The 19,074-nt window shown below is 66.1% G+C and carries 19 protein-coding genes; 15 read left to right on the forward strand and 4 right to left on the reverse strand.

Annotated features, from left to right (window positions below; translation table 11 throughout):
- Window positions 1–12 precede the first annotated feature (12 nt).
- Window positions 13–1,269, forward strand: a complete 1,257-nt coding sequence (locus tag ACVWZ8_RS19915) for a CaiB/BaiF CoA transferase family protein (RefSeq protein WP_456505596.1) — start codon at window positions 13–15, stop codon at window positions 1,267–1,269.
- On the forward strand, window positions 1,263–2,798 hold the full coding sequence (locus ACVWZ8_RS19920; RefSeq protein WP_456505597.1) for a carboxyl transferase domain-containing protein: 1,536 nt from the start codon (window positions 1,263–1,265) through the stop codon (window positions 2,796–2,798). The genes ACVWZ8_RS19915 and ACVWZ8_RS19920 overlap by 7 nt, the downstream gene beginning before the upstream one ends.
- A gap of 6 nt (window positions 2,799–2,804) precedes the next feature.
- On the opposite strand, the gene ACVWZ8_RS19925 is transcribed toward ACVWZ8_RS19920, so the two are convergent.
- The 3 genes from ACVWZ8_RS19925 to ACVWZ8_RS19935 all read right to left on the reverse strand — a co-directional run bounded on the left by ACVWZ8_RS19925 (window position 2,805) and on the right by ACVWZ8_RS19935 (window position 4,436).
- The gene (locus ACVWZ8_RS19925) at window positions 2,805–3,116 is read right to left on the reverse strand and encodes a thioredoxin family protein (protein WP_426977537.1); all 312 of its coding nucleotides are present in this window, start codon (window positions 3,114–3,116) and stop codon (window positions 2,805–2,807) included.
- Between the two features lie 114 nt (window positions 3,117–3,230).
- Window positions 3,231–3,434: a hypothetical protein gene (locus ACVWZ8_RS19930; protein ID WP_426977535.1), complete on the reverse strand. Its 204-nt coding sequence runs from the start codon at window positions 3,432–3,434 to the stop codon at window positions 3,231–3,233.
- A gap of 111 nt (window positions 3,435–3,545) precedes the next feature.
- The gene (locus ACVWZ8_RS19935) at window positions 3,546–4,436 is read right to left on the reverse strand and encodes a hypothetical protein (RefSeq protein ID WP_456505598.1); all 891 of its coding nucleotides are present in this window, start codon (window positions 4,434–4,436) and stop codon (window positions 3,546–3,548) included.
- Window positions 4,437–4,603: 167 nt separating this feature from the next.
- On the opposite strand from ACVWZ8_RS19935, the gene ACVWZ8_RS19940 reads away from it, so the two are divergent.
- The 4 genes from ACVWZ8_RS19940 to ACVWZ8_RS19955 all read left to right on the forward strand — a co-directional run bounded on the left by ACVWZ8_RS19940 (window position 4,604) and on the right by ACVWZ8_RS19955 (window position 8,471).
- Window positions 4,604–5,710 (forward strand): class I SAM-dependent methyltransferase, encoded by a 1,107-nt coding sequence (locus tag ACVWZ8_RS19940; RefSeq protein WP_456505599.1) that lies wholly within the window; start codon window positions 4,604–4,606, stop codon window positions 5,708–5,710.
- Between the two features lie 160 nt (window positions 5,711–5,870).
- Entirely contained in the window at window positions 5,871–7,406 is a 1,536-nt protein-coding gene (locus ACVWZ8_RS19945; protein WP_426977530.1) for an FAD-dependent oxidoreductase, read from the forward strand.
- Window positions 7,407–7,523: 117 nt separating this feature from the next.
- Window positions 7,524–7,763 (forward strand): hypothetical protein, encoded by a 240-nt coding sequence (locus ACVWZ8_RS19950; protein ID WP_456505600.1) that lies wholly within the window; start codon window positions 7,524–7,526, stop codon window positions 7,761–7,763.
- Between the two features lie 111 nt (window positions 7,764–7,874).
- Entirely contained in the window at window positions 7,875–8,471 is a 597-nt protein-coding gene (locus tag ACVWZ8_RS19955) for a hypothetical protein (protein ID WP_426977527.1), read from the forward strand.
- A gap of 69 nt (window positions 8,472–8,540) precedes the next feature.
- Here ACVWZ8_RS19955 and ACVWZ8_RS19960 read toward each other — a convergent pair whose 3' ends face one another.
- The gene (locus ACVWZ8_RS19960; RefSeq protein WP_456505601.1) at window positions 8,541–9,098 is read right to left on the reverse strand and encodes an NADPH-dependent FMN reductase; all 558 of its coding nucleotides are present in this window, start codon (window positions 9,096–9,098) and stop codon (window positions 8,541–8,543) included.
- A gap of 187 nt (window positions 9,099–9,285) precedes the next feature.
- Here ACVWZ8_RS19960 and ACVWZ8_RS19965 point away from each other — a divergent pair, with 187 nt between their 5' ends.
- The 9 genes from ACVWZ8_RS19965 to aceE all read left to right on the forward strand — a co-directional run bounded on the left by ACVWZ8_RS19965 (window position 9,286) and on the right by aceE (window position 19,071).
- A complete protein-coding gene (locus ACVWZ8_RS19965; protein ID WP_426977523.1) occupies window positions 9,286–9,498 on the forward strand; it encodes a hypothetical protein in 213 nt (70 codons plus the stop codon).
- Between the two features lie 308 nt (window positions 9,499–9,806).
- A complete protein-coding gene (gene uraD / locus ACVWZ8_RS19970) occupies window positions 9,807–10,301 on the forward strand; it encodes a 2-oxo-4-hydroxy-4-carboxy-5-ureidoimidazoline decarboxylase (protein ID WP_426977521.1) in 495 nt (164 codons plus the stop codon).
- A complete protein-coding gene (uraH, locus tag ACVWZ8_RS19975; RefSeq protein ID WP_426977519.1) occupies window positions 10,298–10,639 on the forward strand; it encodes a hydroxyisourate hydrolase in 342 nt (113 codons plus the stop codon). The genes uraD and uraH overlap by 4 nt, the downstream gene beginning before the upstream one ends.
- A 397-nt stretch (window positions 10,640–11,036) precedes the next feature.
- Window positions 11,037–12,377 (forward strand): MFS transporter, encoded by a 1,341-nt coding sequence (locus tag ACVWZ8_RS19980; protein ID WP_456505602.1) that lies wholly within the window; start codon window positions 11,037–11,039, stop codon window positions 12,375–12,377.
- Between the two features lie 36 nt (window positions 12,378–12,413).
- A complete protein-coding gene (locus ACVWZ8_RS19985; RefSeq protein WP_456505603.1) occupies window positions 12,414–13,127 on the forward strand; it encodes a GntR family transcriptional regulator in 714 nt (237 codons plus the stop codon).
- A complete protein-coding gene (locus tag ACVWZ8_RS19990) occupies window positions 13,124–13,930 on the forward strand; it encodes an aspartate/glutamate racemase family protein (RefSeq protein ID WP_456505604.1) in 807 nt (268 codons plus the stop codon). The genes ACVWZ8_RS19985 and ACVWZ8_RS19990 overlap by 4 nt, the downstream gene beginning before the upstream one ends.
- Window positions 13,931–13,955: 25 nt before the next feature.
- The gene (locus ACVWZ8_RS19995) at window positions 13,956–15,410 is read left to right on the forward strand and encodes an amidohydrolase family protein (protein WP_456505605.1); all 1,455 of its coding nucleotides are present in this window, start codon (window positions 13,956–13,958) and stop codon (window positions 15,408–15,410) included.
- A gap of 8 nt (window positions 15,411–15,418) precedes the next feature.
- On the forward strand, window positions 15,419–16,150 hold the full coding sequence (locus ACVWZ8_RS20000; RefSeq protein WP_456505606.1) for a maleate cis-trans isomerase family protein: 732 nt from the start codon (window positions 15,419–15,421) through the stop codon (window positions 16,148–16,150).
- 179 nt (window positions 16,151–16,329) lie between these two features.
- On the forward strand, window positions 16,330–19,071 hold the full coding sequence (gene aceE, locus ACVWZ8_RS20005; protein WP_456505607.1) for a pyruvate dehydrogenase (acetyl-transferring), homodimeric type: 2,742 nt from the start codon (window positions 16,330–16,332) through the stop codon (window positions 19,069–19,071).
- Window positions 19,072–19,074: the final 3 nt, after the last annotated feature.

Consider the following 19,074-nt stretch of genomic DNA (forward strand, 5'->3'; position numbering starts at 1 on the left):
AGGAACATCACGATGAGCACTGAATCCACGCCGCAAACCGAGGGTCCCCTCACGGGCTACCTCGTGGTGGACCTGAGCCGTGCCCTCGCCGGCCCGCACGCCGGGATGATGCTCGCTGACCTGGGCGCGCGGGTGATCAAGATAGAGAACCCCGGCACCGGAGACGATACCCGCGGCTGGGGTCCCCCCTTCGTGGGCCCCGAGGACGATCCCCAGGCCACCTACTTCCTGTCCTGCAACCGCAACAAGGAATCCATTGCCCTGGACCTGAAGAGCGACGACGGGCGGACAGTTCTGCGCGAACTGCTGGGGCGCGCCGACGTCGTGATCGAGAACTTCCGCCCCGGGGTACTGGACCGTCTGGGATTCCCGGCCGCGGAGATGCATGCCCTCAATCCGGCACTCGTGGTCCTGTCAATCACGGGTTTCGGACACGACGGGCCGGAATCCCAGCGGAGCGGTTACGACCAGATCCTGCAGGGTGAGGCCGGGCTGATGTCCCTGACCGGTTCCGGGCCGGACGATCCGCAGCGGGTGGGCGTGCCCATCGCGGACCTCCTCTCCGGCATGTACGGGGCGTTCGGCACCCTCGCCGCCTTGCTGCAGCGTGAGCGGACCGGTCAGGGACAGATCGTCCGCACGTCACTGCTCGCGGCGATTATCGGCGTCCACGCCTTCCAGGGCACCAGGGCCACGGTCGCCGGCGAGGTTCCGAAGGCCCAGGGCAACCACCATCCCTCCATCGCCCCCTACGGCCTGTTCCACTGCCAGCGGGGCCGGGTACAGATCAGCGTGGGGAGCGAGAAGCTCTGGGGCACGTTCGCCTCCACATTCGGGATCGACACCACGCGGCCGGAATTCGCCAGCAACGCGGACCGCGTACGCAACCGCGAGAAAGTCATCGAGGAAGTGGAGCGGGTGTTCTCCGATTTCGAGGCCGAACCGCTGCTCGCCAAACTGAACGAGGCCGGCATCCCGGCCGGCAAGGTCAGAACCTTGGACGAGGTGTACGAATGGGAACAGGTCCACTCGCAGGGGCTCGTGATCGACGTCGACCACAAAATCCTCGGCAACGTGAGCCTCCCGGGTCCGCCGCTGCGGTTCTTCAGCCCGGCCGACACCGCAGAAACGACGCTGAAGGCGCACACCGCCCCGCCGCTGCTGGACCAGGACGGGGACCAGATCCGGCAGTGGCTTGGGCTGGTGCCCGCCGGTCGAGGCGGCACAGAGCAGGCAGTTACGGACCCGGAAGGTCACCAGGCATGCTGACGGAGCAGAAAGTCCGGCACCTGGACGCTACCGAACTCCTCGACGCCGTGCTCGATCCCGGATCGTACCGGAGCTGGGACGCCCCGGTGGTGGACCCAGATCCGGGACCCGAGTACCGGCAGGAACTGGCGGCGGCCCGCGCAAAAACCGGTGCGGACGAATCCGTCCTCACCGGCGAGGGCCTTATCCGCGGCCGCCGCGTTGCGGTGGTCGTCAGCGAGTTCCGCTTCCTGGCCGGTTCCATCGGGCTCGCGGCAGCGGAACGCATCGTCAGCGCCGTCGAGCGGGCCACCCGGGAAGGACTTCCCCTCCTCGCGGGCCCGGCGTCGGGTGGCACCCGGATGCAGGAGGGGACCATCGCGTTCCTGTCCATGGTGAAAATCACCGCGGCCGTCCGGGCACACCGCCAGGCCGGGCTGCCCTACCTCGTCTACCTGCGGCATCCCACCACGGGCGGAGTGATGGCGTCCTGGGGTTCACTGGGCCATATCACTGTGGCCGAGCCCGGCGCCCTGCTCGGATTCCTCGGACCACGGGTCTTCGAGGCCCTCCACGGCACCCAGTTCCCCGAGAACGTCCAGGTGGCCGAAAACCTCTTCGACAAGGGGCTCGTGGACGCCGTGGTGCCGCCCTGGCAACTGTCCGGCGTCGTCGACCGCGCCCTCAGCATCCTGGTCACCGGTCCGCATTCCCGGCTCGACCCGCCCAGGACACTTTCCGTCAGACCGTCCGACGCCGGCGCCTGGGAATCGATCGGAATGTCCCGCAATCCGCGCCGGCCGGACCTGCGCCAACTGCTGGCGCACGGGGCCCGGGACGTGCTGCCGCTCAACGGCACCGGCCAGGGGGAAAAAGACCCCGGCCTTCAGCTTGCCCTGGCCCGCTTCGGGCAGGAATCCTGCGTGGTCATCGGCCACACCCGTCCCCGGCCCTCGCAGCAGACGGCAATGGGCCCCGCGTCGCTCCGCGAGGCCCGGCGCGGCATGCGCCTGGCCGAGGAACTTGGCCTGCCGCTGCTCACCGTCATCGACACAGGCGGCGCCGCCCTCTCCAAAGAGGCCGAGGAAGGCGGACTGGCCGGCGAGATCGCCCGGTCGCTGCACGACCTGATCGGGCTGAACTCGCCCACAGTGTCCGTATTGCTCGGACAGGGCGCCGGCGGCGGGGCGCTGGCCCTTCTGCCCGCGGACCGCACGATCGCCGCTCAGCATGCATGGCTGTCCCCGCTGCCGCCGGAGGGCGCCAGTGCCATCGTCCACCGAAGCACCGACCTTGCACCGGCCATGTCCGAGGCCCAAGGCGTCAACGTGGCCTCGCTCTACGCCAACGGACTTGTGGAACACATCGTGGACGAACGCGGCGACGCCGCCCGGGAGGCAAAGGCCTTCTGCCAGCGCATGGGGCAGGCCATCGAATACGAACTGGCCACCCTGTCCTGCGCCGGGATCAACGAACTGCTGCCGCGTCGGCTGGCTAAGTACCGCAACCTGGGCGGCCTCATCGCCGAGGAGGTGTTCCAGCAGGTGTAGTCGGCGTCAGAGTCCATTGCTCTTGAGTGCTTCCGTCAACTGATCAACGGTAGGCAGGCCCGAAAGACCGCTGGGAGTCATGTAGATCCGGCACGCCAGCTCGCCCGCCGGCGCTCCGGTTGGGAAGATATCGGTTCCGTTGACGGTGATCGTCGGAGATCCGGCGAATCCGGTGTCTTTTGTATCGGATGCGGACTTCAGAAGCCGCATGTGTACTTCCATGTCGTTGTGCCCCCGGGCGATCAGGGCTGCTTCCAGACGCTCACGTGCTACGGCCGAGTTTGGACAATCATCGATATGGAGCAATTCAATCCTCATGAATCTATTGTCCATGCCAGACCTCCAGCGCGGTACAGAATGAGCAGCTGTCCGGGGTGGGGCAAAGCGGCCCTGACCCGTCCTCGTGTCAGGTCCGAGGATGCGTCATCGCGGCTAACCGGCGGGTGCCACGACGTCTTCCAGCATTGCCCTATCGAAAAACCGGAGCTCGCCCGTTGCCTGGAAGAACACCGGAACCACTGAGGTGCTTGGGTCCTTCGAGGTTTCGTAGATCTCCGGAGCACCGCCGTGTTTGCGCGCAATGGTTCCGATCAGCTCGGTGCCGCGAACCCGGACGGTGCGATATTTGTAGCTCATGTTGACCCCTTCGTCAGTTGAGGCAAACCCTACACCTGGGACCTCCGGCCAACGTGTCAGGGTGTCGCTGACGCCAGCGCGGAACCCGTTGCGGTTGACGGGGCGCGTGCCTCAGATGCAGGAATAGTCGTAGTCGAATCCGCCCGAAACGTACTGGCCCAGCGTGACCTTGCCGCCGCCGGTCAGTGCGGCGTCCGAGCATTTGCGTTTCGCCAGGGCGAGAGAGTTTGCTCCGGCCAACCAGCTGGGCAGCGAGTACAGATTGCTTGAAGACGGCACAGTCCCCACTATCTGGGCCCACTGCGTTCTGGTGGAGTAAAGGCCCGTGCGGGCTCCGATGCTCGCGAAGTAGGCTGTCATGCCCTCGAGATCGGCCCTGTTCGCCACCGTGTCCGTTGACCAGCTGTTGCCGGTCTCCACATCAAGCCACCAGGTGTAGGACGCGGGGTTGCTCACGCCGCGGATGTTCGCATCGTCATAAGCCTTGGCGTACCCGTACATGTATGAGCAGGCCGCGCCGTAGGAACCACTGGTGCACTCGCCATACGGGGAGTGCACGGTAGTCCCGCCGTATGTGTTGCTGGTGGGCCACCACGATCCGGCTTTGCCCGGGTTGGCGGTGTTCACATACAGGGCGACCGGCGCCTGGCCCGTCCCGCCCTTGGATGTGCGGGCCCACGTCAGCTGGGTGTCCAGACAGGGGTTTGTGGCGTTCGCCAGGCCGTTGTTCACGCCGATGATGGCGAAGGTCTGGCCTTTCGGCAAGGCCTGACCGCACTGGGGCCAAGACACATCGTTGCCGGGGGCGGCAGTGGTGGCTGCCTCAGCCGCTGGGGCAAGGAGCATCAGCAGGGCAACGGCTGCTGCGGCGGCTGCGGCCAACACATGCCGGAAACGCGCAGCGGGGGTGGCTGAGTTGATGGCGGACATGGCCGGCCTTCCCGTCGGGCGGAGCGAACAGGAACCCAGCATGATCGCCACGGGCCCCGCGGTCAAGGACATGACGGTTCCATGGCAGGGCGCCCCGTGGCGCATCGGCTGGCGGCCAGGCACCAGCCCCGGGCCCTCATCGGAGAGGCTTCCCCGCTGCCGGCCGGAGACGTGTTGACCCCCGGTACCCGCCGGAGGAGCATGGACGGGCAAGGGCGTGGCAGGAGGAGTCGGGCGAGATGCGGCGAATGCGAGGAATGGCGGCGGCTGGTTTGTTTCGCGTGATCCAGGTGGCGCTCCTCCCGGTGGGAATGGTCGGTTATCTGCGGGCCGTACCGCAGCTGCTCCTCTACAGCCGGCGGACAGGCATATCGGCGACCCTGCTCGCTTCGCTCTACACCCGCTACATGCAGCACCGGCTGGGGACCCGGCCCGATGAGTCCGCTGCGCGGCTCATGATGGTTATGCCCAATGTCTCCCGGGAGGGGTTCCGCCTGGAGACCATCCCGACGATGACGGCCCATCTCGTGACGGGCCGTGTTCCCTGGATCTACCGCTATCCGTACGAGGGCGTGCCCCCGATGCGCCATCAGCAGACCGCACGGACAAGCTTCTACGACGCCGCCCTCCACCGGCACCTCCCCGGCATCGAGCAGCTGGTGATCCTCGGCGCCGGGTTCGACACCCGCGCCTACCGGCTGCCCCCGGAAGCGAACGTGCGGTGCTTCGAGATCGATCAGCCCCGGACCCAGGCCTTCAAGCTCCGGATGTTGAGGGACGCAGGTCTCGCCGCGCATCTCGCCACGTACGTGGCCGCCGATTTCCAGGCGGAAGACTGGTTCGAGAAGCTCGTGGCCTCTGGCTTCGACCCGGCCCGGCCCGCGTTCTTCCTCTGGGAAGCGGTGACCATGTACCTGGACCGCGATTCGGTCGAGAGAACGCTTCGGCGGATCGCGGGGACGGCCCCCGGCAGCGTCGTCGCCTTCGACTACTTCTCCGCGGAGATCATCGCGTCCCGGTCGCCGTATATGCGCTACGCCCGGGCCGCGACGAAATTCGCCGGCGAGCCGCTCACCTTCGGGATCGACAACACTCCCCCGGCCCGGGCGCGCGCCGCGGAATTCGTCGGGGCTTTCGGCCTGACCCTCGAGGAACACCGGAACTTCGGACAAGAAACCCGACGGCGGCCTGCCCCGGCCGGATTCGTTACGGCAGTCGTCGGCGGTCCGTCGCAGCGCCAGGCGGCCCAACGCCCCGCGGCCAACCGACCCTACAGCAGGGCACTAAGACGTGTCCTGTCGCTGCCGACAGCACGGTCGCCGTCCAACTCGCAACCTGGGTCGTGACGTGTATTTGTGGGATGCCGAGGGCCCTGGAACAACCTCGGGGGCGTTGATAAACCACCCACAAGGCGGGATGATCAGCACATGCTTGCGACTAGACGGCGCCATTCGGACGTACCGGCGGGAGCGCCCGCATGCAACTGCGGGGTGCTGAGGTGACGCCGTGACGGCCGGGCCGCCGGGTGGACGGCTCGAGGGCGAGCCCATGTCCCTCTGGGTGGCCAGCGCCGGGACCACAGGCTACCCGGCTCTGCGCGGGGATGTGGAGGTGGACGTCGCCGTCGTCGGCGGCGGCATTGCCGGGCTGACCGCCGCACTGGCACTCAAACGCGCGGGCCGAACCGTCGCGGTGATCGAGACCGGACGCGTCGGAACCGGCGTCACCGGCCACACGACAGGAAAGGTCACATCCCTGCACCGCCTCGCCTATACCGAACTCCAAGGCCGCCACAACGCCGACACTGCCCGCGCCTACGGGCAGGCCAACCAGGCCGGGCTCGAACACGTTGCGGAAGTGGTGGCTCGGGAAGGCATCGACTGTGATTTCCGCCGCGTGGACAACTACACCTACGCCGAGAGCGACGACGCGCTGGGCCTCGTCCGCGCTGAAGCCGCTCTTGCCTCCCGGCTCGGTCTTCCCGCCGCCTTCACCACCGATGTGCCGCTTCCATTCGCCGTCAAAGGAGCCGTCCGGTTCGACGGACAGGCCCAAATTCATACCGTGAAATACCTGCAGGGCCTCGCCCGGGCGGTCGATGGCAACGGTAGTTTTGTGTACGAGGAGACGCGTGCCCAAAGGATCCACGACGGCTCACCGTGCGTGGTCGACGCCGGGAGTGGAACAGTCCGTGCCCGGGACATCATCGTCGCCACGAATGTACCCTTCGGCGGTCAGGGCCTGTTCGAGCTGCGGTGTCATCCGCACCGCTCCTACCTCGTGGCCGGACGGGTGGGCACCCAGCCGCTGGACGCCACGTTTATCAGCGCCGATGAACCCGTGCGCTCCATCCTGACCGCGGACGCCGGCGGCGCGAGTTACGTGCTTGTCGGCGGCGAAGGCCATCGCGCGTCCGAGGCCTTCGACACAGCGGGACGTTACCGCAGACTCGCCGCCTTCGCCCAAGACCGCCTCGGCGTCGGCGAGGTCGCCTACCGCTGGTCAACGCAGGACGGCATCCCGCTTGACGGGCTACCTTACGTCGGACGCATGTCCCCCGCCGCCAAGCATGTCTTCGTGATCACCGGCCTGCGCAAATGGGGCCTGTCCAACGGAACCGCCGCCGCCCTCATTCTGACCGACACCCTCAACGGCCGGCCGAACCGCTGGGCCCCCGTCTTCAACAGCAACAGGATCACTCCCGTAGCCAGCGCCCGGCGGTTCGTACAGGAGAACATGAAAACTGCGGCAACCCTTCTGGCCGGCAAGCTCGGCGGCCGCCCCGGCCATGTGGCCCCGGCCCTGGCCCCGGGAGACGGAACGGTCATCGACGTGAACGGGGAGAGCACTGCCGTCTACAAAGACGCAGATGGTCAGGTCCACGCCGTCTCTGCCGTCTGCACCCACCTTGGCTGCACCGTCGGCTTCAATCCCGCCGACCTCACCTGGGATTGCCCCTGTCACGGTTCCCGCTTCGCGCCCGACGGCGCCGTCATCCAGGGCCCGGCCACCAAGAACCTGCCGCCCCGTCCGGCGCCGTGACCGCCGGCCGCCGGCGGCTGCCGGTGAACCTGGATTCGCCAGCCCGGATCATCGAGGCAGGCGAAATTGGACCACGGGCTGTTCCAATCGACGGACCGAACGTGAAGTATGGTGCCCATGAGTTCAACATATGAAGCATCCCGTCCCGTCTCGTCCGATACTCCCGATGACATCGCCGCCGCAGTCCGGGCCGCCACCAAAGAGCTGAGCGAAACCCTGCAGAGCCAGGGCATCGACGTCGCCTTTGAAGACATCGCCCGGCTGGGGCACTCCGAGTCGTGGGATGACGAGGGCCAACGGTGGGTTCAGGTCGTCTGGGTGGGTGAAGGGACCACTGAGCCCAAGCCCGAGGGCTGACAGGAGGTCGGGTTTGGCCGTCCGGCGTGCCCCGTGACAGCGCCCAGGCGTATTCGCGTCACGCGAAATAGGGTCTCCGGCCTCAAGGTTCGGCAACAAGAGGGGGTCCGGATGCATACGCTTCCGCGCATCACGGTGGAAGTGCCGGTCCTCAGCATCGGATCAGAGCCCACGGACTACGAGGAACTGGGCAGCTACGCCCATGCGCTGCGCAGGCGACAAGGACTGCACCTGACCCTGCTGCACATCGGCGTCTTGGAGGACTTCTCCCGGGACGTCGCGGATTGGACCAAAGGCATCACCGGTACCGCGGAAGCCTCCCGCACGACGGTTGCCTGGCTTCAGGCGCTGCCAGTGCTGGAAGGCTTTTCCGGAAGCGCCGAAAGGCTGATCGTGCTGGGCGGCGGAAGCGTGTGCGGACTTGAAGTGGACGTCCCGCAGCGGGTTCACGACTTTCAGGTCGGCCTCGTGCAGTCGTTGCACGAACTGCTCGACGAGCTCCTCGTGGACAACGTCGACGACTTCATTCTCGGCTCACGCGCCCTCGGCTTCCGCTACCCCCGCTGGACACCCCACATTGCCGTGGGTCGCCCGAAGACCAGGGACCGCGGACCCTGGGAGATTGGAGCGCTGCCGGTCGTTTTCGGCGAATCACGGATCAGGAACCGCCAGCTCCTGCCGGCCGCCGATGAAAACGGTCAGGCTTGATGGCGCCTCCCGCCCGCGCCGGCTCCGGCGGCCCGTCGTCGGGCCGGATTGACGACGCGCTGCGCCGTGTCACTGGCGCAGTGGTCTGAGGGCCCCGGCCCAGGCGATGACTTGATCGAAGACCGTACCCAGGCCCTTCACGGCCCGGTCCGACGGTGTGAAGGTGGTGTAATTTTCAAACTCCGTGGCCCAAGGCAAGGTGACCTGCGCACGGACGTCGGCCATCTGCAGTTCCGCGGCGATGAGCCGTAGATGTTCCACCGCACGGGTCCCGCCGGTGCTGCCGTAACTGACGAAGCCCACCGCTTTGTTGTTCCACTCCCCGTAGAGAAAATCCAGGGCATTTTTCAGTGCTCCGGGCACGGAGTGGTTGTACTCTGCGGTGACAATGATGTATCCGTCGAAGGACCCGATGGCTTTCGCCCAGGCCTTCGTGTGTTCGTGACGGTAGTGCCCCAGTGACCGCGGGAGGGGTTCATCGAGCAGCGGGAGATCGAAGTCGGCCACATCGACAAGTTCGAACGTCGCATCGGTACGATTTGCCGCCTGCTCAAAGACCCAGTCTGCGACGGCCTTCCCTCTGCGGCCCGGTCGAGTGCTTCCGAGCACGACAGCGATATTAAGCATGAAGCCGCGCCTCCCCTTATGAATAAGGCTCCCTACCTGGTTAAACGCTCCCGCACGGCCGCTGCTTCCCATGGACCGGGCCGGCTCGAGCCGTCCCCGGGGCAACCAACTGAACGGAGTGTATGCCTCCCCGAATGGCCCGGACGCTACTATAATGTGGTTCACACCCCACATCGGGAGATGAGCGATGATACGCGGATTTGACAGGCGCCAAACGGGCAGGCGCGGAATTGGTCTGATCGGGGCCGTGTATCTGGCGATCGGCATAGTTGTCGCAGCCACCCACGGCTATCTCGTGGCGTGGAACGTTCCCGGCAACATTCTGGAAGGCCTCGCGGCGATTGTGCTATGGCCGCTTGTGGCCATCTTTGGGGTCGATCTGCACGCCCTAGTCACATAGGGCCCCGCAGCTCCACGCCGGCCACTGTTGTTCAGCGTTCGTCGAAGAAATCGCGCGCTTGGCCGCGATCGTCGGTTAACCTGACAGATGTGGCGTTCCCCGTTTCGTAGGCTCCAATGGTTGGCCTTCCTTGTACAGGAACTGTAAGAGCTGTCGCCTACCGGCGGGTAGTTGACACCCGCAAGACCGTAGGGTTGACTTTTGCACATGCTGAAATAACAGTTCCACGATACGGAACAGTGCTCTGTAACATGCTCCGTATAGCCCTACACCGTGGATGCCAGCATTGACACATGAGGACCCGTCCCATGCAAATCGAACAGTTTAACGCGGCCAAGCGACCGGAGGCTGTTGCGCTACTGCGGCCTTGCCTGGACATCCAGCGCTGGATTGACAGCCTCGCCAACGCGCGCCCGTATTCCGACGTCGGCTCCCTCCTCGATGCCGGCCGCCGGGCAGCCGCCCCGTTCACGTCAGCGGAGCTGGAATCTGCCCTGGCCCACCACCCCCGGATCGGGGAACGCGCGGCGGGCAACAGTACGGAGGCCCGGCTATCCCAGTCGGAACAGGCGGGACTCGGTGCACCGGACGTAGCCGTTGACAAAGCCCTGGCAGACGGTAACCGCGCCTACGAGGCGAAGTTCGGCCAGGTGTTCCTGATCCGCGCGGCGGGCCGCAGCCGGGAGGAGATCCTGGCGGCCCTCAACTCCAGGCTCGACCACACGCCCGAGCAGGAAGAACTAATCATCGGCGAGCAACTGCGCGAGATCGCAGTGCTCCGACTCGAAGGACTGCTGAAGTGAGCGTCTCCCACGTAACCACCCATGTACTGGATACCGGCTCCGGTAAGCCTGCCGCCGGAATCGCCGTAACACTTCACCTCCTGGACGGCGAGCAATGGGTCCGGATCGCCACCGGCTCCACGGATGCTGACGGGCGGATCAAAGAACTCGGCCCCGACAGGCTTCCCTCCGGAACCTACCGGCTGGGCTTTAACACCGGGGCATACTTCGCTGCGACCGAAACCGGGACCTTCTTTCCCGAGGTGACTCTCACGTTCCTGGTGGACGCGGCGCAGGCGCACTACCATGTTCCGCTGCTGCTGAGCCCCTTCGCCTACTCGACCTACCGGGGCAGCTAAGCCGCCAAGAACTGAATAGACAGGCCAGGGCTCGCGGTTCAAACCCGCGGGCCTTTCCTGTGCCTGTCAGCAGTTCCGGCGGGATAGCCGGGGCCCGCAGCCATGTCTCCCGGTGTATTAACCACATCGCGAAGCAGTCACAATCGGTTTTTTGACGCTCGAGAGCCACAACGCGCGGAAACCTATTGACAGTGGCACGGGTCACTTCTATTCTCAATTTTGGGATCCCAACTTGGGATCCCAAAAGTCCGCGTTACGGATTCGGCCGCCGTAGTTCATTGCCCGGCTCCTCCGGATTGGTTCCTGGGGGCGCTTCGCCCCACCAGCCGGCCTCCTGCCCCGCGAACACCCACGTCTTTTCCCCGTCTGCAATCTTCCTCTCTGTAAAGGAGAAGTTGTGTCTCTTCAAAATACTGAAACCGCAGTACCGCTCCCCGACGACAAGACCGGCAAGGACGGCGTGCAACGTCGCACCAACGTCCGCTGGAAAATGTTCCTGCTCCTGCTGGTCCTCGTCGCCGTCAACTACATCGACAGGGGCTCCATCTCGGTGGCCCTCCCGATCATCCAGAAAGAATTCAACCTCGCCCCCGAGCTCGTGGGCCTGCTGCTCTCCGCGTTCTTCTGGACCTACGCGCTGATGCAGGTCCCGGTGGGCCTCCTGATCGATAAGTTCGGTCCCCGCAAGGTCATGACGGCCTCCTGCGTCGGCTGGGGCGCTGCCACGGCAGCCTCCGGCCTGGCAGGCGGCTTCCTCAGCATGTTCATCGCCCGCCTGGGCATCGGCGTCACGGAAGCCGGCGTCATGCCGGCCGGCGGCAAGCTCAACGCGATCTGGATGCACAAGTCAGAGCGCGGACGCGGTGCCACCATCCTCGACGCCGGGGCACCGCTGGGCGCCGGCCTGGGCGGCATCCTCATCGCCGGTCTCATCGCTTCCACCGGCAGCTGGCGCCTCTCGTTCATGATCGCCGGGGCCGCCACAGTACTGATGGGCCTTGCCGTCTGGTGGTACGTCCGCGACAACCCCCGCCAGCACCGCGGCGTCAACGATGCCGAGGCCGATTACATCGAAGCCTCCCACGCTGCAGAAGACGCCGAGGCGAAGCTCGACGGCAGCAAGGGCAAGCGCGCCCTCCTGCCCTACCTGAAATTCCGTTCCTTCTGGGCCATGTGCTTCGGCTGGCTGGGCTTCAACGGCGTCTTCTACGGACTGCTGACCTGGGGCCCGCTCTACCTGGCCCAGGCCAAGGGCTTCGACCTCAAGACCATCGGCTGGTCCACGTTCGTCATCTTCGGCGCCGGCTTTGTCGGGGAAATCCTCGGCGGCACGATCGCCGACAAGTGGCAGTCCACCGGCGCCTCCGCCAACCGCGTGATGCGCACGCTCCTGGGCACGTCCAGTGTTGTTGTGATCGGCGGCCTGATCGGCGTCACGGTCGTGGCCGATCCCACCACCGCCGTGGTGCTCCTGTCCGTGGTCATGTTCTTCCTCCGCTGGGTGGGCCTCTTCTGGAGCATCCCCTCCATCCTGGGCGGCCGGACCAATGCCGGCGTCCTGGGCGGCGCGATGAACTTCAGCGGCAACATCTCCGGCTTCGTCACCCCGATTGCTGTCGGCCTGATCGTGGGTGCCACCGGCTCCTACACCTGGGCGCTGCTGTACTTCGTCGGATCCGCCGTCATCATGGGCGTATCCGTGCTGACCCTGAACTACAACAAGCGGCTACCTGTCTAAGCTAGCCACGCACCTGTTCCTGAAGCCGGGAACGCAATGCCAGACAAGAACCGAAAGTGGAGAACCATTCATAACGCAGAAGAGACCCAGGACAAGGAACGCCCCCTTCGGGAGGCTGTCCGGGACACCCTCCGCAACAGGATCTTTGAAGGGCACTACGTTCCCGGCACCAGGCTGGTGGAACGCGACCTCGCCGCTGAATTCAATGTGTCCCGCCTTCCCGTCCGCGAAGCGCTCCGCAGGCTACGCCAGGAAGACCTCATCAGCGACCGCGGCGCCCGCGGAGCCGAGGTCAGCACACTGAGTCCGAAAGACGTCGAGGATCTGTTCGACGTCAGGCAGTCCCTCGAGGTGCTTGCCTGCCGCCTGGCCGCCACCCGCGCCACCCCTGCAGACCGCAGCAGCCTCAAAGGGCTGCTGGACGAGGCAGACCGGTGCCTGGCCAAGGGTGCCGTCATGGAAGCCCACCGGGCCAACAGCGAATTCCACGATGCCATCACCCGGATCGCGGACAACGGTTTCCTCAAGTCCGCGCTGGAACCGCTCCAGGGCCGCATGCACTGGCTCTTCCGCCACGTCAGCGACCTGCCGGAGCTCATCGAAGAACACCGCGCCCTCTACGCCGCGATCGCCAGCGGCGACCCGGAACGGGCAGCCGCCCAGTCGGCGTCGCACATCGGCAAATACCGCGAACAGTTTCCGGAGGATTTCAGCCGGACAGAACCCGCCCTTCATCGGAAGAAGTCATGAAACTTCTTGTCATCAACCCCAATATCAGCGACGAGGTTACAGCCATGATCGAAGCGGAGGCGCTCCGCTCCGCTTCCCCCGGAACCGAACTCGCGGTCCGGACCGCCGGGTATGGCGTCGAGTACATCGAAACCCGCTTTGAGTCCCTGATCGCGGCGGGAGCCGTCGCCGAAATCGTCGCCGAGTATACCCGCGACGGCGCCAGCGTCGACGGCGTTGTGGTGGCCGCATTCGGCGACCCCGGAATGCCCGCACTGAAGGAACTCACCGACGTCCCCATCATCGGCATCACCGAGGCGGCCCTCTGCGCAGCTGCCCTGCAGGGCCACCGGTTCTCCATCATCGCGATCTCGGACGGGATCCGGCCCTGGTACCAGGACTGCGTCGAGAGGTTCGGCCTCGGCGGCCGGCTGGCTTCCATCCGTTCCATCAACGAGAGCCTCAACGGCATCGCCTCCGTGCAGCAGGACTTCAAGGCAACCCTGCTGGCACTCAGCCAGCAGGCCGTCACCGAGGACGGGGCCGACGTCGTGATCCTCGCCGGCGCACCCCTCGCCGGGCTGGCGCGCGAACTTCGAGGGCAGATCCCGGTCCCCGTGGTGGACGGCATCTCCGCCGGCATCCGGATGGCAGAAGCCGTGGTCGGGCTCCAATCCGGCCGGCACCGCGCCGGCGGCTTCGCGCCGCCGCCGCTCAAGGCCCGGCGCGGCCTCTCCGCGAACCTCGACGCCGCCCTGACGGCCGCTCAGGACGCAACCCGCGGCGCCGCCGGCCAGCCTGTCTCGCCCGCGCCGTCCAACTAATTACTTCTACTTGAGGAGGACACCGATGTCCGACACCCCAGAACTCGTCATCACCTACGGCACCGTGGTCAACAGCTTCGGCCGGCGGCACGCCCACGTTGTGGTCCGGGAGGGCCGTATCGACCAGCTTGTTGACGCCTCCGAACCGGTTCCCCCCGCCACTCGCGTCATCGATGCCGCCGGCAAGCTGGTCATCCCCGGCGGCGTCGACGGACACTGCCACGTGGCCCAGGTAACCGGGCGCTTCCGCACCCTGGACGACTACCGGACCACTTCCACTGCCGCCCTTTGGGGCGGTACCACCACCATCATCGATTTCGGCATCCCCCGCGACGCCCAGGAAACGCCGCTGGAGGCAGTCCTCCATAAGAAGGAACTCGCCCAGGACTCACGCTGCGACGTGGCACTGCACGGGTCCGTGGTCAGCTGGGATGAAACCGTTCCCTGGCAGCTGGAACAGCTCGCCGCCGAGGGTGTCCGGTCCGTGAAGATGTACACCACCAACCGCGGCAGCACCATGGCGGACGGGGACACTATCCTGAAGGTCATGCGCGAAATGGTCCGGCTGGACGGCCTCACCTACATCCACGCCGAGCACGACCCCATCATCGCGGACTGCACCCAGCAGCACGCCGACGACGGCCGGATCGGGATTGAGCACCTGCACCAGACCCGGCCGGAGCTGGCCGAGGAAATCTCCGTCAAGGAAACTCTGGCCATGGCGGCATACACCAATGCGCCGGTCTACTTTGTGCATCAGTCGACGCCGGGAGCCGTGGATCTGGTCACCGAGGCCCGCCGCCAAGGCCAGGAGGCCTACTCCGAGACCTGCCCCCACTACATCACTCTTGACGACACGGTCTACGGCTCGGCGATGCCGGAGTGGTATGCCTGCTGCCCGCCCATGCGGAGCCCACAAACGGTGGCCGCGCTCCGGGAACGGCTGGCCAACGGCGCCATCCACACCGTCGCCTCGGACCATTCCTGCTACGACCTCTCGCAGAAGCGCGAACGGTCCGATGACATCCGCGCCATGCCCCACGGCCTGCCGGGGGTGGAAACCCGCATGCCGGTCACGTTCACGGCCATGATGGATGCTGCCAGCGGCGGCGAGGCCCGGGTGGAGGACTTCGTGGAGGTGTTCGCGGCCGGCCCGGCCCGCATCAACGCCCTTCCCCGCAAGGGAAGCATCACCCCCGGGTTCGACGCCGATCTGGTCATCTTCGATCCGGCCGAGGCACGCACCGTGGCAGGCAACGCACTGCACATGGGCACGGATTTCTCCCCGTTCGACGGCCGCAAACTCACGGGCTGGCCCGCCGTCGTCGTCTCCGCCGGACGCGTGGTGCTGGACAGCGACGGCTTCCACGACCCCGGCCCCGTTGGCCGGTTCGTGCCGCGCGACGGTTTCCGCGAGCACCAAGCCGCCGCGCCCGGCACCACGACTGTCTTCACCCCCGCCGCCCAGGCCACCAGCTAGGAGCCAGCATGCCTTCCGTAACCCGCGCCACCCGCATCGGCATGATCGTGCCGTCCTCCAACACCTGCCTCGAACCGCAAAGTTACCGGATCCTTGGCGACCGGGACGACGTCACCATCCACTTCGCCCGGATACCGGTCACGCGGATTGCCCTGGACAAGTCCTCGGACAAGCAATTCGATGCCGCCGTTATGCGCTCGGCCGCCGAACTCCTCGCCACCGCCGATGTGGACGTCATCGCCTGGAACGGCACCTCAGGCTCCTGGCTCGGCGCCGATCATGACCGCCAGCTCGTCGAGGAAATCACCAACGCCACGGGCATCCCGGCCACCACGTCCACCCTGGCGTACATGGAGGCGTTCAAGACCTTCGGCACCGAACGCATCGGGCTCTTCACTCCGTACACCGGGGACGTCAACGAACAGATCGTGGCGTCCTACCAACGTGACGGCATCAAGACCCTCGACCACCGGTTCCTGGGCCTGAGCGACAACGAGTCGTTCGCCCGCGTGGCAGATGACGAGATGCGTCCGGGATCGCTGGAGCTTGCGGCGTCCAGGCCGGACGCCATCATCTACCTCTGCACCAACCTCTACGGCGCCAACATCACCGCGGAAATTGAGGCCGAGACGGGCGTTCCCGTTCTGGACTCGGTGGCCGTCACGCTGTGGCATTGCCTCAAGATGGCGGGCGCCCCGGGGCTGGACCCGCGCTGGGGCAGGCTCCTCACCTCTGCCTGAGCCGGCGCTTCAGGCAGTCCCCGTCGGCTGCCGGGTCCCGGAGGACCTGGCAGCCGATTGTGACCGTCCGCCCGCCTTGACGTGCGGATCGTCACCCAGATAATCTCGAACTGCAAGAATGTTTTCTCACAATATGAAAACAACTGGCCCAGACATTCAAAGATGAAACGAGGTTGGACGTGGCTGCAGGAGAAGATACCTCCCATATCCTCAGCGGGTTGACAAACCAGCTGCCTGATCGTGATCCGGAAGAGACCGCCGAATGGCTGGAGTCCCTGGATGACCTGATTCAGGAACAGGGCACCGAGCGTGCCCAGTACATCATGCGCAGTCTGCTCCAGCGGGCCGGCGCACAGAGTGTGGGCGTTCCGATGGTCACCACCACGGACTACGTCAACACGATCCCGGTGGACCAGGAAGCCCCGTTCCCCGGCGACGAGGAGATCGAGCGGAAGTACCGGGCCTGGCTGCGCTGGAACGCCGCGGTCATGGTGCACCGGGCGCAGCGCGCGGATATCGGCGTCGGCGGCCACATCTCGACCTACGCGGGCGCGGCGACCCTCTACGAGGTCGGCTTCAACCACTTCTTCCGCGGCAAGGACCACCCCGGCGGCGGGGACCAGGTCTTCTTCCAGGGCCACGCCTCCCCCGGCATGTACGCGCGGGCCTTCATGGAGGGCCGGCTCTCCGAGGAGGACCTGGACGGCTTCCGGCAGGAGAAGTCCAAGGCAGGACATGCCCTCTCCTCCTACCCGCACCCGCGCCTCATGCCGGAGTTCTGGGAATTCCCCACCGTGTCCATGGGCATCGGCCCGATGAACGCGATCTACCAGGCGCAGTCCAACCGCTACCTGCAGAACCGCGGCATCAAGGACACCTCGGACCAGCAGGTCTGGGCGTTCCTGGGCGACGGCGAAATGGACGAGCCCGAGTCCCGCGGCCTGCTCCAGCTCGCCGCGAACGACAAACTGGACAACCTCAACTTCGTCATCAACTGCAACCTCCAGCGCCTCGACGGACCGGTCCGCGGCAACGGCAAGATCATGCAGGAACTCGAGGCCTTCTTCCGCGGCGCCGGCTGGAACGTCATCAAGGTCGTCTGGGGCCGGGAGTGGGACACGCTCCTGGCCAAGGACGAGGACGGCTCGCTCGTGAAGATCATGAACGAGACCGTCGACGGCGACTACCAGACGTACAAGGCCGAATCCGGCGCGTTCGTCCGCGAGCACTTCTTCGGCCAGACCCCGCAGACCAAGGAAATGGTCCAGGACCTCACCGACGACGAGATCTGGAACCTCAAGCGCGGCGGCCACGACTACAACAAGGTCTACGCCGCGTACAAGGCCGCCACCGAGTTCAAGGGCAAGCCCACCGTCATCCTGGCCCACACGGTCAAGGGCTACGGCCTGGGCACCCACTTCGAGGGCCGCAACGCGACCCACCAGATGAAGAAGCTCACCCTCGCGGACCTCAAGGCCTTCCGCGACCACCTGCGCATCCCGGTCACCGACGAACAGCTCGAAGCCGACCTCTACCGGCCGCCGTACTACCACCCCGGCATGGACTCCCCGGAGATCCAGTACCTGATGGGCCGCCGGAAGGAACTCGGCGGCTTCGTCCCCGAGCGCCGGCCGGACCACGCTCCGGTGGAGCTGCCAGACCCCAAAACCTATGAGGTGGCCAAGCGCGGTTCCGGGAAGCAGCAGGCAGCCACCACCATGACTTTCGTGCGCCTGCTCAAGGACCTGCTCCGGGATAAGAAGTTCGGACACCGCATTGTCCCGATCGTTCCGGATGAATCCCGCACCTTCGGGATGGACGCGTTCTTCCCCTCGGCGAAGATCTACAACCCGGACGGCCAGGGCTATCTCTCCGTGGACCGGGACCTGGTCCTCGCCTATAAGGAATCGGCGCAGGGTCAACTGATCCACCCGGGCATCAATGAGGCCGGAGCGGTAGCGGCCTTCACCGCCGCGGGCACCTCCTACGCCACGCACGGCGAACCGCTGATCCCGATCTACGTCTTCTACTCCATGTTCGGGTTCCAGCGCACCGGCGATTCCTTCTGGGCCGCGGCGGACCAGATGACCCGCGGCTTCATCATCGGCGCCACCGCCGGCCGCACCACACTGACCGGCGAAGGCCTGCAGCACGCCGACGGCCACTCGCCCATCCTGGCCTCCACCAACCCGGCCGTCCTCACCTACGACCCGGCGTTTGGGTACGAGATCGGCCACATCATCCGGGACGGCCTGGAGCGGATGTACGGCCCGGACTCCACCGACCGGAACCTGATGTACTACCTCACGGTCTACAACGAGCCGATCTTCCAGCCGGCCGAACCTGAGAACCTCGACGTCAACGGTGTGCTGAAAGGCATCTACCGGGTGTCGGCGTCGGACATTGAAGGGCCCAAGAGCCAGATCCTGGCCTCCGGCGTCTCCGTCCCCTGGGCCCTCGATGCCCAGCGGATCCTCGCCGAGGACTGGGGCGTCTCCGCCGACGTCTGGTCCGTGACGTCCTGGAACGAACTGCGACGCGACGGGCTCGCCGCAGAGGAGGACGCCTTCCTGAACCCGGGCCAGCCCGCCCGCGTGCCCTTCGTCACCCAGCAGCTCTCCGCCGCGACCGGTCCGATCGTGGCAGTCACCGACTACATGAAGGCCGTGCCGGACCAGATCCGCCAGTTCCTCCCGCACCAGTTCGCCTCGCTCGGCGCCGACGGCTTCGGCTTCTCCGACACCCGCGCCGCGGCCCGCCGCTTCTTCAAGAACGACACCCACTCGATTGTGGTGAAGACCCTTCAGCTGCTGGCCTCGCGCGGAGAGGTGGACGGCGGAGTGCCCGCCTACGCGATGGACCGCTACAAGCTCCTGGACGTCAATGCCGGGACCACCGGCGGCGCGGGAGGCGACTCCTGACCG

This window comes from Arthrobacter sp. UYCu723 (genome assembly GCF_054059215.1).